The 13,691-nt window shown below is 73.2% G+C and carries 12 protein-coding genes and 3 tRNA genes; 7 read left to right on the forward strand and 8 right to left on the reverse strand.

Translation table 11 applies throughout. The annotated features are described in order from the left end of the window. Positions 1 to 2 precede the first annotated feature (2 nt). Positions 3 to 326, reverse strand: coding sequence for a hypothetical protein (locus VP06_RS16955; RefSeq protein WP_048464963.1), 324 nt, complete (start codon positions 324 to 326; stop codon positions 3 to 5). 183 nt (positions 327 to 509) lie between these two features. Between VP06_RS16955 and VP06_RS16960 the strand changes: the two genes are divergently transcribed. The 4 genes from VP06_RS16960 to VP06_RS16975 all read left to right on the forward strand — a co-directional run bounded on the left by VP06_RS16960 (position 510) and on the right by VP06_RS16975 (position 5,419). Beyond that, positions 510 to 2,045: a phytoene desaturase family protein gene (locus tag VP06_RS16960; RefSeq protein WP_048464964.1), complete on the forward strand. Its 1,536-nt coding sequence runs from the start codon at positions 510 to 512 to the stop codon at positions 2,043 to 2,045. 80 nt (positions 2,046 to 2,125) lie between these two features. After that, complete coding sequence (locus VP06_RS16965; protein WP_156295652.1) at positions 2,126 to 2,872, forward strand: lysophospholipid acyltransferase family protein; 747 nt, start codon at positions 2,126 to 2,128, stop codon at positions 2,870 to 2,872. Continuing rightward, positions 2,869 to 3,984 (forward strand): glycosyltransferase family 2 protein, encoded by a 1,116-nt coding sequence (locus tag VP06_RS16970; protein WP_048464966.1) that lies wholly within the window; start codon positions 2,869 to 2,871, stop codon positions 3,982 to 3,984. The genes VP06_RS16965 and VP06_RS16970 overlap by 4 nt, the downstream gene beginning before the upstream one ends. A 19-nt stretch (positions 3,985 to 4,003) precedes the next feature. Next, a complete protein-coding gene (locus VP06_RS16975; RefSeq protein WP_048464967.1) occupies positions 4,004 to 5,419 on the forward strand; it encodes an amidase in 1,416 nt (471 codons plus the stop codon). A gap of 169 nt (positions 5,420 to 5,588) precedes the next feature. On the opposite strand, the gene VP06_RS16980 is transcribed toward VP06_RS16975, so the two are convergent. The 4 genes from VP06_RS16980 to VP06_RS16990 all read right to left on the reverse strand — a co-directional run bounded on the left by VP06_RS16980 (position 5,589) and on the right by VP06_RS16990 (position 7,149). Beyond that, positions 5,589 to 6,053, reverse strand: a complete 465-nt coding sequence (locus tag VP06_RS16980) for a lysozyme inhibitor LprI family protein (RefSeq protein WP_048464968.1) — start codon at positions 6,051 to 6,053, stop codon at positions 5,589 to 5,591. Continuing rightward, positions 6,050 to 6,196: a hypothetical protein gene (locus VP06_RS36450; RefSeq protein ID WP_156295648.1), complete on the reverse strand. Its 147-nt coding sequence runs from the start codon at positions 6,194 to 6,196 to the stop codon at positions 6,050 to 6,052. The genes VP06_RS16980 and VP06_RS36450 overlap by 4 nt, the downstream gene beginning before the upstream one ends. Before the next feature lies 1 nt (position 6,197). Continuing rightward, on the reverse strand, positions 6,198 to 6,731 hold the full coding sequence (locus tag VP06_RS16985; RefSeq protein ID WP_048464969.1) for a Ros/MucR family transcriptional regulator: 534 nt from the start codon (positions 6,729 to 6,731) through the stop codon (positions 6,198 to 6,200). 220 nt (positions 6,732 to 6,951) lie between these two features. Next, the gene (locus VP06_RS16990; protein WP_048464970.1) at positions 6,952 to 7,149 is read right to left on the reverse strand and encodes a hypothetical protein; all 198 of its coding nucleotides are present in this window, start codon (positions 7,147 to 7,149) and stop codon (positions 6,952 to 6,954) included. A gap of 48 nt (positions 7,150 to 7,197) precedes the next feature. Here VP06_RS16990 and VP06_RS16995 point away from each other — a divergent pair. Further along, positions 7,198 to 7,271: transfer RNA gene (locus VP06_RS16995), tRNA-Gln, on the forward strand. Between the two features lie 241 nt (positions 7,272 to 7,512). Here the strand turns inward: VP06_RS16995 and VP06_RS17000 are convergent. From VP06_RS17000 to VP06_RS17010, 3 genes are all read right to left on the reverse strand, one after another. Beyond that, a complete protein-coding gene (locus VP06_RS17000) occupies positions 7,513 to 7,719 on the reverse strand; it encodes a hypothetical protein (protein ID WP_048464971.1) in 207 nt (68 codons plus the stop codon). A gap of 49 nt (positions 7,720 to 7,768) precedes the next feature. Then, positions 7,769 to 7,843, reverse strand: a tRNA-Val gene (locus VP06_RS17005). Between the two features lie 133 nt (positions 7,844 to 7,976). Further along, a tRNA-Val gene (locus VP06_RS17010) sits at positions 7,977 to 8,051 on the reverse strand. 171 nt (positions 8,052 to 8,222) lie between these two features. On the opposite strand from VP06_RS17010, the gene cas3 reads away from it, so the two are divergent. Both cas3 and VP06_RS17020 read left to right on the forward strand, forming a co-directional pair. After that, the gene (gene cas3 / locus VP06_RS17015) at positions 8,223 to 10,937 is read left to right on the forward strand and encodes a CRISPR-associated helicase Cas3' (RefSeq protein ID WP_156295649.1); all 2,715 of its coding nucleotides are present in this window, start codon (positions 8,223 to 8,225) and stop codon (positions 10,935 to 10,937) included. 588 nt (positions 10,938 to 11,525) lie between these two features. Then, positions 11,526 to 13,643: a glycosyltransferase family 2 protein gene (locus tag VP06_RS17020; protein ID WP_048464985.1), complete on the forward strand. Its 2,118-nt coding sequence runs from the start codon at positions 11,526 to 11,528 to the stop codon at positions 13,641 to 13,643. Positions 13,644 to 13,691 lie beyond the last annotated feature (48 nt).

Raw genomic sequence — 13,691 nt, forward strand, 5'->3', positions numbered from 1 at the left:
GTTCAGGGCCGGGCGAAGGGCGCGTCCGGGGTCGCGGCGGGGGAGCCGGGGGGCAGCGGTCCGTCGTCGCCGATCACGCTGGTGGTGCCGCCCGGCGGTCCGTCGAAGCCGACGACGCCCATCGGGTTGCTCGGCGTGACGTTCGGGTTGGGCCGCAGCGGCCGGACGCTGCCGGTCGAGAGGGGATCGGCCGGGGAGGCACCCGGGCTCGTCGCACGCGGGCTCACCGTGATGTCGAGGGCCTCCTGGGCGGTCGCCGGGCCGGCGAGGAGGAGGCCGAGGCCCAAGACGGGCAGCAAGACTGGCCTTATGACGGTGGTCTTCATGGCGGGAGGTCTCCGGTGCGGCGGGCCGCTCTCTGCCGGATCAACCCGCCGGGCCCGGGTCCGGGTCCCCGACCGCACGGAATGCCCCCGGCGCGGCAACGTGCGCCGTTGCCGGCGCGTTGACCCCAACCTCTCCGGGCCTAGCTTATCGGCAGCGGGCGCTCTCGCCCGCTCGGGAGAGGCATGATGGCGGGGTCCTCGGTCGCGGTGGTCGGCGGCGGGTTGGGCGGTCTGGCGGCGGCCTGCGTGGCCGCGTCGCGGGGGCACGACGTCACTCTCTACGACAAGAATGCCTGGATCGGCGGCAAGGCGGCGGTGCTGCACGAGGGCGGTTTCCGCTTCGACATGGGGCCGACGATCCTCACCGTGCCCCGGGTGCTGGAGCGCATCTTCGCCGAGTCCGGCCGCTCGGTGCACGATTACATGGACCTGCGCCGCCTCGACCCGCAATGGCGCTGCTTCTTCGACGATGGCAGCCGCATCGACCTGATGGAGAACGTCGCCACGATGGCGGCGGAGATGGACCGCTTCGCCCCCGGCCAGGGGGCCGGCGAGGGCTACCGGCGCTTCCTCACCCTGTCCGAGCACCTGCACGGCATCTCCGAAAAGTTCTTCTTCTGGAAGCCGGTGCAGGACCTGTTCGATACGATCGACATCCGCGCCAACCTCAATCCCGGGACCTTGCGCGACGTGCTCTCCCTGCGCATGCACGCCTCGGTCGCCGGGACGATCCGGGGCAAGGTGCGCGACGCGCGCCTCGCCCAGATGCTCGACCACTTCGTGCAATATGTCGGCTCCTCGCCCTACGGCGCGCCGGCGGTGCTCTGCGCCATCGCCCATATGCAGACCGCCGACGGCGTCTGGTACCCGATGGGCGGCACAAGGGCGGTGGCCGAGGGGCTGATGAGGCTCGCCGGCGACCTCGGCGCGACGCTGAAAGCCAACAGCGACGTCGAGGGCGTGGCGATCGAGAACGGTGCGGTGAAGGGCGTGCGGGTCGGCGGGAGCGTGGTGCCCTATGATCGCGTCATCTCCAACATGGACGCGGTGCGGACCTACCGCGAGCTGGTCGGCGGCGAGGTCGGCCGCGCTTACGAGAAGCGCAGCTTCGAGCCGGCCTGCTCGGGCGTGGTGCTGTATCTCGGCCTGAACAAGCGCTACGATCACCTCGCCCACCACGACTTCGTGTTCTCGCGCGACCCCGAGGAGGAGTTCGACGCGATCTATCGCAAGGGCGAGCCGGCGCCGGACCCGACCGCCTATCTGGCGGCGCCGAGCGTGACCGACCCGTCGGTGGCGCCGCAGGGCGGCGAGGCGCTCTACGTCCTGGTCCACACGCCCTACCTCCGCCCGCACCACGACTGGTCCCGGATGCTGCCGGCCTACCGGCAGAAGATCCTCGACAAGCTGAAGCGCACCGCCGGCATGCCGGACATCGAGGAGCGCATCGTGGTCGAACGCCACCTGACCCCGGCGGACATCCATTCCCGCTACAAGGTGCTGAACGGCGCGATCTACGGGCTGGCCTCCCACGGCCGGATCATGGGGGCGTTCAAGCCCGGCAACCGCTCGCGGGAGGTGCGCGGCCTCTATCTCGCCGGCGGCGCCGCCCATCCGGGGCCGGGCATGCCGATGGTGATGATGTCGGGCTGGATCGCCGCGGATGCTCTCGACCACGATGCGCGGGGTGCCGCCGAGGACCTGAAGGCGGCCTCGTGACCGGGCGGGCCGACGCCTCCGGGCGGGCAGGCCTGCCGCCGGACCCCGTCGCGGCCCGCTCCCCCCTCGTCTGGCGCTTCATGGGGCTCTACTTCGCCCGCTACGCCAAGCGCCACCTCAATGCCGTGCGGCTGGCCGGCTGGGGCCAGCCCCCCGCCGCGCCGCCGCCCGGGCCGGTGGTGATCTACTGCAACCACCCGGCCTGGTGGGACGCGGCGATCATCATCCTGCTGGCGCAGCGCTTTTTCCCGGAGGCCGAGAGCTACGCGCCGTTCGACGCCGCGATGCTGGCCCGCTACCGCATCTTTTCCCGGATGGGCGCCTTCGGGGTCGATCTCGACTCGCCCCGGGGTGCCGCCGCCTTCCTGGCCGCCTCCCGCAGGATCCTGGAGCGGCCGGGGCGGGTCTTGTGGATCACCGCGCAGGGCCGCTTCAGCGACGTGCGCGAGCGGCCCTTGGGGCTCCGCCCCGGCGTCACGCGGCTGCCCGAGCTGGCGCCCGACGCCCTGGTCGTGCCGCTCGCCCTCGATTACGCCTTCTGGGAGGAGCGCGGGGCCGAAGCCTGCGCCGCCTTCGGGCCGGGGATTCCCGCCCGCGCCCTCCTCGCCCTGCCCCGCCCGGATCGCCTCGCCCGCCTGGAGGCCGACCTGACCGCCACCCTCGACCGCCTCGGCGCCGACGTGCGGAGCCGCGACCCCGCCCGCTTCATCTCCCTGCTGGACGGGCAGCGCGGGGTCGGCGGCGTCTACGATGCCTGGAACCGGATGATGGCGGCCGTCACCGGGCGCCGCTTCGTCGCCGGCCATCGCGAGGGACGGGCGCCGTGACCGTGCTGGCGCTCCTCGCCCTCGCCCTGGCGCTGCTGCCGGCTTGGCTCGCGCTCGCCAACCTGCTGGCGCTGCGGGGCAAGCCCGGGGCGCCCGTGCCGGACGGTCTCGTCTCCATCCTGATCCCGGCCCGCAACGAGGCCGGCAATATCGGCCCGACGCTCGCGGCGGCGCTCGCCAGCACCGGCGTGCCGATCGAGGTGATCGTCGCCGACGACCACTCGACCGACGCGACGGCGGCGATCGTCTCCGCGATGGCGGCCCGGGATCCGCGCCTGCGCCTGATCGCGGTGCCGCCGCTGCCCCCCGGCTGGACCGGCAAGAACCACGCCTGCCACGTCCTGGCCGCGGCCGCCGCCGGGCGCCACCTTTTGTTCATCGATGCCGATGTGCGCCTCGCCCCCCGCGGCGCCGCCTTCCTGGCCGGTGCGGCCGTGGCGGCCGGCGCGGCCCTGGTCAGCGGCGTGCCCCGTCAGGTCACCGCCTCATGGGGCGAGCGCCTGACCGTGCCGATGATCAACCTCCTGCTGCTCGGCTACCTGCCGATCGCGCTGATGCGCCGCCTCCGGGATCCCGCCCTCGGGGCGGCCTGCGGCCAGCTGGTTCTGGTGGAGGCGGACGCCTATCGCCGGGTCGGCGGCCACGGGGCGATCCGCGAGAGCCTGCATGACGGCGTGCGCCTGCCCCGGGTCTTCCGCACGGCCGGCCTCGCCACCGACCTCGTGGCGGCGTCCGACCTCGCGACCTGCCGGATGTACACGGATTTCCGCCAAGCCTGGGCGGGCTTCTCGAAGAACGCCCATGAGGGACTGGCGACGCCGCGGGCGCTCCCGGTCTGGACCCTGCTGCTCGGCGGCGGCCATGTCCTGCCCCTGCCGCTCGTGATCGCGGCGCTCCTCGGCGCCGGCAGCTTGCCCGTGGCGGCGGCAGCCCTCGCCCTGTCCCTCGGCACCCGCGCGGCGATCACGCTCGCCACCCGCGAAGACCCCTGGACGATCGCGCTCCATCCGCTCACCGTGGCGCTGGCGCTGGCCTTGCAATGGAACGCGCTCTTGCGTCCGCGCCGGGCGGGGGTCGCCACCTGGAAGGGGCGCACCTACCCGGCGGCCTGACGCGACCGAGGGAGATTCGATGACCGAGATCCGCGACCTCGACGGCGCTGCCACGCTCCACGCCTACCGCGACCGCACGCTCTCGCCCCGGGAGGTGGTGGCGGATGCCCTGGCCCGCATCGACCGGTACGGCCCCGACCTCGACGCCTTCGTGCTCGTCGACCGCGACGGCGCGATGGAGGCCGCAGCCGCCTCCGAGGCGCGCTGGGCCAGGGGAGAGCCGCGCGGCCCCCTCGACGGCGTGACGGTCACGGTCAAGGACAACATCGCCTGGGCCGGCCACCCGATGCGCCGCGGCTCGCTCACGACCGCCGACACGCCCGCCGCCGAGAACGCCCCCATCGTCGACCGCCTGATCGAGGCCGGCGCGATCCCGCTCGCCAAGACCACGATGCCGGAATTCGGCTGGAAAGGGCTTGGCGATTCGACCCATACCGGTTCGACCCGCAACCCCTGGGACACGCGCACCACCACCGGCGGCTCCTCGGCCGGGGCGGCGGCGGCGGCGGCGCTCAATCTCGGGCTGCTGCATATCGGCACCGATGGGGCGGGCTCGATCCGCATCCCGGCCGCCTTCTGCGGCATCTACGGGCTCAAGCCCAGCTTCGGCCGGGTGCCGGCCTTTCCGCCCTCCCCCTTCGGGCCGGTGGCGCATCTCGGGCCGATGACCCGGGGCGTGCGCGATGCCGCCCTGATGATGCAGGCCATCGCCCAGCCCGATCCCCGCGACATGGCGGCGTCCCTCGTCGCGCCGCCGGATTATCTCGCCGGCCTGGAGGACGGGGTCCGGGGCCTGCGCGTCGCCTGGAGCCCGCGGCTCGGCTTCGCCACGACCGTCGATCCCGAGGTGGCGCGGCTGACCGAGGCGGCGGCCCGGCGCTTTGCCGATCTCGGCGCGATCGTCGAGGAGGCCGATCCGGGCTTCTCCGATCCGGTCGAGACCCTGAACGGGATCTGGCTCGTCGGCGCCTGGTGCGTGCTCCGGGCGATCCCGGAGGAGAAGCGCGGCCTCGTCGAGCCGGCCCTGACGGCTGCGGCCGAGCGCGGGCGCGAGATCGCGGCGCCCGACTTCGTCGCCGCCCTCAACGCCCGCGGCGCGCTCTTCACCGCCATGGCGCGGTTCCACCGGACCTACGACCTGCTCCTGACGCCGTCCCTCGCGACGCCCGCCTTCACGGCCGGCCACCTGACGCCGCCGGACGGACCCTTCGGCGACGACTGGCTGAACTGGACCCCGTTCTCCTATCCCTTCAACCTCACCGGCCAGCCGGCCGCGACCGTGCCCTGCGGTCTGACGGAAGCGGGCTTGCCGGTCGGTCTTCAGATCGTCGGCCCGATGGGGGCCGATGCCCGGGTGCTCGCGGCCTCGCGGGCGGTCGAGGCGGCCCATCCCTGGCCCGTCCTGGCGGAGCCCCGGGTGACGCATCGGGCGTGATCCCAACGGCCCAGGATGCTGACACATCGGTTCGATCTCGGGCAGGCCCGGGATCGACGGGGCCGTCGACCCGTCTCAACGTGTCGATGCCACGCCCGGATGTCCGGGATTGTGGGCTTGGCGACAATGCGAGAACGGAACCAAAGGTCGTGTGCAACGACCGTTGGTCTCACTCCCGCATCTCGTCGATCCGCGCCGCGAGCAGCCGGATCTTGCACGACGAGGCGAGTTGCCCCGCCGCCGAGCCGCCATGGTAGTCGAAGTCGTAGAGACTGTCGCAATGGCGCCGAAAATACTCCTCCCAGGCGGCTTGCGCGGCGAGGAAGGCTTTGCGCCAGTTCTCCGCATCCTCGCGGCCGGCGAGGCTGCCGGGGCTCGGCGGCCGGGCGGCGACCGCCGCGATGGCGGCGAGCTTGCGCTCCACCAGGATCCCGAGGCGCTCGCGCAGGGCCTTGGCGGTGTCGTCCAGGCACGCGCCCTTCAGATATTCCGGCAGGTCCTTGCCGGTGCAGGCCCGGATGGCGGCCGCCGCCGAGACCGGCTTGTCCGCCGGGCCGGCCGTCGGCGCGGCCGTGGCGGAGGCGGCCACCAAGAGGAGCGCGGCCAGGCTTGCCGCGGGGCGTCCGTGCCTCATCCGAGCCATGGCCCCACCCAGTCGCCGCCGGCCAGCGCGATGCCGACCGTCGCGATGATCGCGCCGGTGACGAGCAGCAGGACCTGCTGGCGCGACGGCAGCCGGCGGGCGCGGGCCTGGCGCCAGGGATTGGCCAGTTCCATCCTACTCGGCCGCGGCTTTGCGCGAACGGCGGCGCGGGGCGGCGGGCTTCTCCTCCGGCACCGCGGGGGCTGCGGGCGCCACGGGGGTGGGCTCCTCGACCACGACAGGCATCGCCGCCGCGGCGTCGCGCCGACGCTGCCCGAGGCCGAGGCTCTTGGCGAGAGCCGAGCGCTGGGCGGCGTAGCTCGCCGCGACCATCGGGTAATCGTGCGGCAGACCGAATTTCTGCCGGTAATCGGCGGGCGTCAGGCCCTGCGAGGTGAGGTGGCGCTTGAGCGAGCGGTAGGGCTTGCCGTCGAGGAAGCTGATCAGGTGGTCGGGCGTGACCGACTTGCGGATCTGCGCCGGGGTCGCCCGGGTCTCCTCGACCGCCGGCGCCGCCGGCTGGCCGAGCGCCACCAGCGAGGCGTGCACCGAGGCGATCAATCCCGGCAGCTCCGCGACCTGAAGATTGTTGTTCGCGACATAAGACGAGACGATGTCGGCTGCGAGGCCGACGAACTCAGACTGCTGCTCCAGGTTGACGTCCGACACGAGGTTCCATCCCGATCTGAGAACCCGGCACGCTCCGAGTCGTCCAGGCATATCGGGAGAGATGCACCTTCATCAAGTGCAACCATGCCATCTACAAGGAAAACCTGTGTATCGCGGGCGGCCTTTGGTTGCGGCGGATCGGTCTTCTCCCCGCCGTCGGCTGTCGCATCGATGGTCACGCGCCGCGCGCCCGGCCTGTTGCACCGCCGCAGTCACCGACTCAGACTTCCCGGCCGGTCAGGGAGAACGGTGCGGCCGGCCGCCATCCCGCCGAAACCTTCCCGCCGATCGGGGCGTCGCCGCGATCCGATCCGTCGTCGTCCCCTGTTGCCGGCCCGTCGTGCGAGGCCCGCAAGAAGGTCTTGACCGGTCCGGCGAACCAGCCTATCAGCACCGCACCGACGCGGTGCCGCGCCATCCCGGACAGATGGATCCTTCCTCTGATCTCAAGTGCGAACCGCCTCGTTGGGGGATAGTTTAACGGTAGAACAGCGGACTCTGACTCCGTTAGTCGTGGTTCGAATCCACGTCCCCCAGCCAAAGCGTTTGCCCGTCAAGTCAAAGGCTTGGCGGGCTTTTTCTTGCCGCCCGAGTGGTGTTGCGATCGGCGTGTGGCCGTTGCCCCCGGACCGGGGCGCTCCGGCGCAGATGATCGCCCTGATCGCGACTGATCTCGCGACCCTCCGCGTCGGCGGGGAGGACAGTCGGGGCCGGTCTCCCGGAGCACCGGCGGACGAACCATCCCGCCCGGGAGGATCCTGCCCACTTGGGGCCGGCCCCGTCAGCCCTCGGCCGCCCGCAGCGAGCGGGCGCAGGCCGACAGGATCGCGCGGGCGTTGTCCGGATAATCGTCCTGAAGCACGGCTTCGAGGGTGCTGACGGTCTCGGCCAGCAGCGCCTCGCCGTCGGCGACGCCCTGCTTGTGCAGCGCGACCGCGAGCGCGGTCGCCAGGGTGGCGAAGGCCATCCCCACATCCTGATCGGTCATGAGGGAGATCCTCGTCGTCGAGGTGGGCTGTCGGCAGGAACAGGGACGATGGTGGGCGCGACAGGGATCGAACCTGTGACCCCTACGATGTCAACGTAGTGCTCTCCCGCTGAGCTACGCGCCCATCGGCCCGCACGGCATGTGCCTGCAGCCTGGATCGGCCACCTCACAACGAGGGGCCCTTCTGTTTTACACGCCATCCGGACCATTCGGCCCGGTGCCGCTCCGAGGGAAACCCCTGACATTCGGAACGGTGATGGTGGGCGCGACAGGGATCGAACCTGTGACCCCTACGATGTCAACGTAGTGCTCTCCCGCTGAGCTACGCGCCCTCGGCGCCGCAAGGCGCGGCTCCGGTGTGAGACGGCGTATAGAGGCTGCCGCGGCGGGTGACAAGCGGGTTCCTGCGGCAACGCCGTTTTCCATTGCCGGCTCTCGACGGCCCCGGCCCGGCGGGCCGATCATGGGCTGGCGACGAGGCGAGTCGAGGAGCGGCCAGACCCATGGACCCGATGCGGGAGCACGCGGCGCGGATCTTCTGGGGCAAGGCCCGGCCCGGCCGAGTCGCGGCCCACGACCCAAGCGCGGCCCACGACCCAAGCGCGGCCCACGCCTTCCACCCGGCCTGGGCCCATGGCCTCGACGTGGCGGCGTCCGGGCGGGCGCTGCTGCGGGCGCGGCCCCGGGCGGCCCGGGCCCTGGCGGCGGGGCTGGGGGTCGAGGTTCCGGCCTTCGAGGCGTGGTGGCTGCACCTGCTGGCCCTGCACGACATCGGCAAGTTCTCGCCCCAGTTCCAGGCCAAGGTGCCGGCGCTCTACCCCGCGCATCTGCCGCCGGCGCCGTCGCATCCTCCCGATCCGGGCCATCCGGCGGCGGGCCTGCGCCTCGTCGGCGGCCTGCTGATGGACCGCTCCGCCCCCTCCGGCCTGATGCGCGGCTGGACGCCCCGGGCGCGCAACGCCCTGCTCCAGCCGATCTTCGGGCATCATGGCCGCCCGGTGCCGGTGCCGCAGGACTGGCAGCCCGAGGATTGGCGCCCCTTCTTCCCGCCGGCCGCCGCCTCGGCCGCCCTCGCCTACTGGGCGGCGGTGGAGGCGCTGCTGCCGGCGCCGGACCTGCCCGCGCCGGCCAGTGCCGCGGCCAAGCAGGCGAGCTGGCTCCTCGCCGGGCTGACCGCGCTCGCCGACTGGATCGGCTCCAACCAGGCGTGGTTTCCCTACGCCGCGCCGGAGGCCGATCTCGCCGCCTACTGGGACGCGGCGTGCCGGCGGGCCGAGGCGGCCCTGCGCGAGGCCGGCCTGGTGCCGGCCCGGCCCGGCCCCCGGCTCGCCTTCGCGGATCTGACCGGCCTGTCCCATCCGCCGACCGCGATCCAGGCCTGGGCCGAGACCGTGCCCCTGCCGGACGGGCCGCTCCTGATCCTGATCGAGGACGTGACCGGGGGCGGCAAGACCGAGGCGGCGCTGATGCTCGCCCACCGGCTCCTCGCCGCCGGCCGGGCGGACGGCCTCTACCTGGCGCTGCCCACCACCGCGACCGCCAACGCCATGGTCGACCGGGTCATCCCCTATGCCGGGCGGCTCTACGAGGAGCGCGCGCGCCCGTCCCTGGCCCTCGCCCATGGCCGCGCCGCCCTGCACCCGCGCTTCCGCGCCGCCGCCGAGGGGTTTTCGGACGCCGAGCCCGGGGCCGACCGGGGCGAGGAGCCGGATTCGGGCGCCGTCGCCACCGCCTGGCTCGCCGGCGAGAGCCGCCGGGCGCTGCTCGCCGATCTCGGCATCGGCACCATCGACCAGGCGGTGCTGGCGGTGCTGCCGAACCGCTACGGCAGCGTCCGCCTCGCCGGCCTCGCCGGCAAGGTGCTGATCGTCGACGAGGCCCATGCCTGCGACGCCTATGTGAGCGCCGAGCTGTCCCGCCTCGTCGCCTTCCACGCCGCGGGCGGCGGCACCGTCGTGATCCTCTCCGCCACCCTGCCCTCCGCCGCCAAGGCCGAGCTGGTGGCGAGCTGGCGCCGCGCGGTTGGGACGGGCGGAACCGGGCTCGCCAAGGCCGAGTACCCGCTCGCGACCCTGCTGGCGCCCGGGGAGGAGCCGGTGGAGCGGGATCTCGACGCCCGGGGCGACCTGTGCCGCACCCTCGCGGTCACCCGCGCGCCGGACACGGAGACCGCCTTCGCCCGCATCCGCGCGGCGGCGGAAGCCGGGGCCTGCATCGCCTGGATCCGCAACAGCGTCGACGACGCCGTCGAGGGCGCCGCGGCCCTGCGGGCGGCGGGCCTCGATCCCGACCTGTTCCATGCCCGCTTCGCCATGGGCGACCGCCTCGCGATCGAGGCGCGGGTGTGGGCGCGATTCGGCAAGGAGTCCCCGCCCGTGGGCCGGCGCGGCGGCGTCCTGGTGGCGACCCAGGTCGCCGAGAGTTCCCTCGACCTCGATTTCGACCTGATGGTCAGCGATCTCGCGCCGATCGATTCGGTGCTCCAGCGCGCCGGCCGCCTGTGGCGCCACGACGGCCGGCCCCGCCCGATCCCCGGCCCGGAACTGGTCGTGGTCTCGCCCGATCCGGCCGGACCCGTCGCGCCCGACTGGGTCTCGTCCGCCTTTCCCCGCGCGGCCTATGTCTACCGCGACCACGCGATTCTGTGGCGCACCGCCCGGGAACTGGCGGCCCGCCCTGCCTTCCGCGTGCCGGAGGATGTGCGCCCGGCGATCGAGGCGGTCTTCGCCGACGACGAGGCCGACATCCCCGAGGCCCTGCTGCCGATCCACTTCGAGGCCCTGGGTCGGGCCGGGGCGGAGCGCGCCACCGCCCGCGGCGCGCTGCTCGATGCTGCCGCCGGCTACTGGCCCGACCAGGCCTGGCCCGACGAGGGGACGGTGCCGACCCGCCTCGCCGAGGAGAGCCGGACCCTCCGCCTCGCCCGGGTCGAGGCCGGCCGGCTGGTGCCCTGGCACGCGGAGGCCGATCGCCGCCTGGCCTGGGCTCTCTCGGAGGTCGCGGTGGCCGTCCGCAAGCTGCGCGGCCACGTCGCCCCCGCCCCGTCCTGGCACGCCGCCGTCGCGGCGGCCCGGTCCGGCTGGAGCCGCTTCGACGAGGCCGTGATCCTGCTCCCTCTGGAGCCGGGGCCGGACGGCACTTGGCAGGGCACCCTGGTGGCCGAGGATGGCGGCTCCCTCGTCCTGACCTATGGCGCACGGCGCGGGCTCATGCTCTGAGCCGTCGGCGCCGGGCTCTGGCGCCGGGGGCCGATCCGGGGCATCATTGGGCCTGTCCGGGATGCCGAATTGGGCCGGCGGAACGGAGCGGAAACGCCGGTGCGCTGTTTGACATCGTAAAACGCGAGGCGGATCAACCGCTTCCAGAAGGAGTGTTCCCCGCAGGCGCGGGGATGAACCGCCGTTCACGTCCTCCTCGCCGAGCCGGTAGCCGTGTTCCCCGCAGGCGCGGGGATGAACCGGGGTGCCAGGGCGCCTCGACCATCCACTCGATGTGTTCCCCGCAGGCGCGGGGATGAACCGCACCGGATGCGCAACGAGGCCGCCGGCTCGTCGTGTTCCCCGCAGGCGCGGGGATGAACCCTTGCCAGCCGCGCCGCCCCCCTGCTACACGGTCGGCCGCACGAGCCGATCTAACCAATTGATTTCATTGATGATGAGGCGCTGCCGACCAGGTGGCCGCCGGAGGCGCACGGACAGGTGACGGCCCAGACCTCTTTTCCTTCGCCCGATTCCGCCGCCCCCTTGCGCGCCGCGCTCCGCCTCGGGCGCGGCCGCGCCGTCACGCGCGACTTCTCCCGCCTCCGGCTGGAGTTCGGCGTCGAGGGCCTGCGCCTCGACGTGGCGGATCTCGGGCTCGGCGGGCGCTGGGTGAGCATCGCCTTCAAGGACGAGAACCACGGCGCGTTCAGCCGGGTCGAGCTGACCGCCATCGTGGACGGGCCGGAGGGGCCGCAGGGCACCAGCCTGTCCGAGCGGGCCTTCGGCCATGGCCGCTTCACCTGGCTCGGGCGGCTGCCCGCCGGCATCACCGCCCTGACGCTGACGCCGATGCTCGGCGAGGCGGGCTTGAGCATCGCCGCCTTCACCGTCACGGTGCAGAGCCGCGCCGCCCTGGTCGGCCGGGCGGCCCTGCGCCGGCCGGTCCTCACCGCCCAGGCGCTGTTCTGGCGCGCGGTCGGCAAGCGGGTGCGCTCGCAGCATCGTCTCGCCCGCGCCCTCGTGCCGCCGGGCCTGACGGGGTACGACACCTGGGTCCGCCACTTCGACAGCCTGAGCGAATCCGACCGCGCCCGGATCACCGCCGAGGTGGCGCAGTGGCACGATGGCCCGCTGATCTCGGTGGTGATGCCGGTCTACAATCCGGGTCCGGCGGTGCTGGAGGAGGCCCTGCGCTCGGTCCGCGCGCAGCTCTATCCGCACTGGGAGCTGTGCATCGCCGACGACGCCTCGACCGATCCGGCGGTGCCGCGCCTGCTCGCCCGGGCTGCCGTGGAGGATCCCCGCATCCGGGTCGAACGCCGGGCCGAGAACGGCCACATCGCGGCGGCCACCAACACCGCGCTCGGGCTGGCGCGCGGCGCCTACGTCGCCTTCATGGATCACGACGACGTGCTGCCGCCCCACGCCCTCTACGAGGTGGCGAAGGCGATCCGGCGCGAGCCGGATCTCGACCTGATCTACAGCGACGAGGACAAGATCGACGCCGAGGGGCGGCGCTTCGAGCCCCACTTCAAGGGCGACTGGAACCCGGAACTGCTCTACGGCCAGAACTACCTCAACCACCTGACGGTGGTGCGCCGCAGCCTGGTCGAGGCGGTCGGGGGCCTGCGGCCCGGCTTCGAGGGCAGCCAGGACCACGACCTGCTCCTGCGCCTGAGCGACCGGCTTGATCCGGCCCGGGTGCGCCACCTGCCGGTGATCCTGTATCACTGGCGCACCGCGATCGGCTCCGGCACCTTCTCGGACGCCTTCCTCGAACGGGCCGAGGCGGCGCGCCTGCGGGCGCTGGAGGAGCTGGTGGCCCGGCGCGGCTGGCCGCACCGGGTCGAGCGCGGCCCGCTCGGCTTCAACCGGCTGGTGCGCGCCCTGCCCGAGCCGGCCCCCCGCGTTTCGGTGGTGATCCCGACCAAGGACAGGGCCGACTTGCTGCGCGTCGTCCTCGACGGGCTCCTGAGCAAGACCGTCTATCCCGACATCGAGGTCGTGGTGGTCGACAACGGCAGCACCGAGCCCGCCGCCCAGGCGCTGCTGGCGCAGGTCGCCACGGACGCGCGGGTGCGGGTGCTGTCGCGGCCCGGCCCGTTCAACTTCTCCGGCCTGTCGAATGACGGCGCGGCGGCCGCGACCGGGCCGCTGCTCCTGTTCCTCAACAACGACATCGCGGTGCGCGAACCCGGCTGGCTCACCGAGATGGCCTCGATCGCGGTCGAGCCCCGGGTCGGCGCGGTCGGCGCCAAGCTGTCCTATCCGGACGGCACGCTCCAGCATGGCGGCGTGGTGCTGGGGGTGGGCGGCGTCGCCGGCCACAGCCACCCGGATATCGGGCCCGACGATCCGGGCTATTTCGGCCGCATGGTGATCGCCCAGGAGGTCTCGGCGGTGACCGGCGCCTGCCTGATGATGCGGCGGGAGGTGTTCGAGGCGGTCGGCCGCTTCGATGCCGAGCGCCTCGCGGTCGCCTTCAACGACATCGATCTCTGCCTGCGGGTGCGGAAGGCCGGCTACAGCGTGATCTGGACGCCGCACGCCGCCCTGACGCACCACGAATCGAAGAGCCGTGGCAAGGAGGACACGCCCGAGAAGCGGGCCCGCTTCGAGGCCGAGGTCGCCACCATGACCGAGCGCTGGGGCCCCGAATTGCGCAACGATCCCTACTACAACCCCAACCTCGCCCGGGCGAAGGCGCTGTTCCGTCTCTGGTGACGACGGCGCTCGCGCCCGTTGCCGACGCTGCACCGCACCGCTACAGCG

This window comes from Methylobacterium aquaticum, from assembly GCF_001043915.1.
In the GTDB taxonomy this organism is placed as follows: domain Bacteria; phylum Pseudomonadota; class Alphaproteobacteria; order Rhizobiales; family Beijerinckiaceae; genus Methylobacterium; species Methylobacterium aquaticum.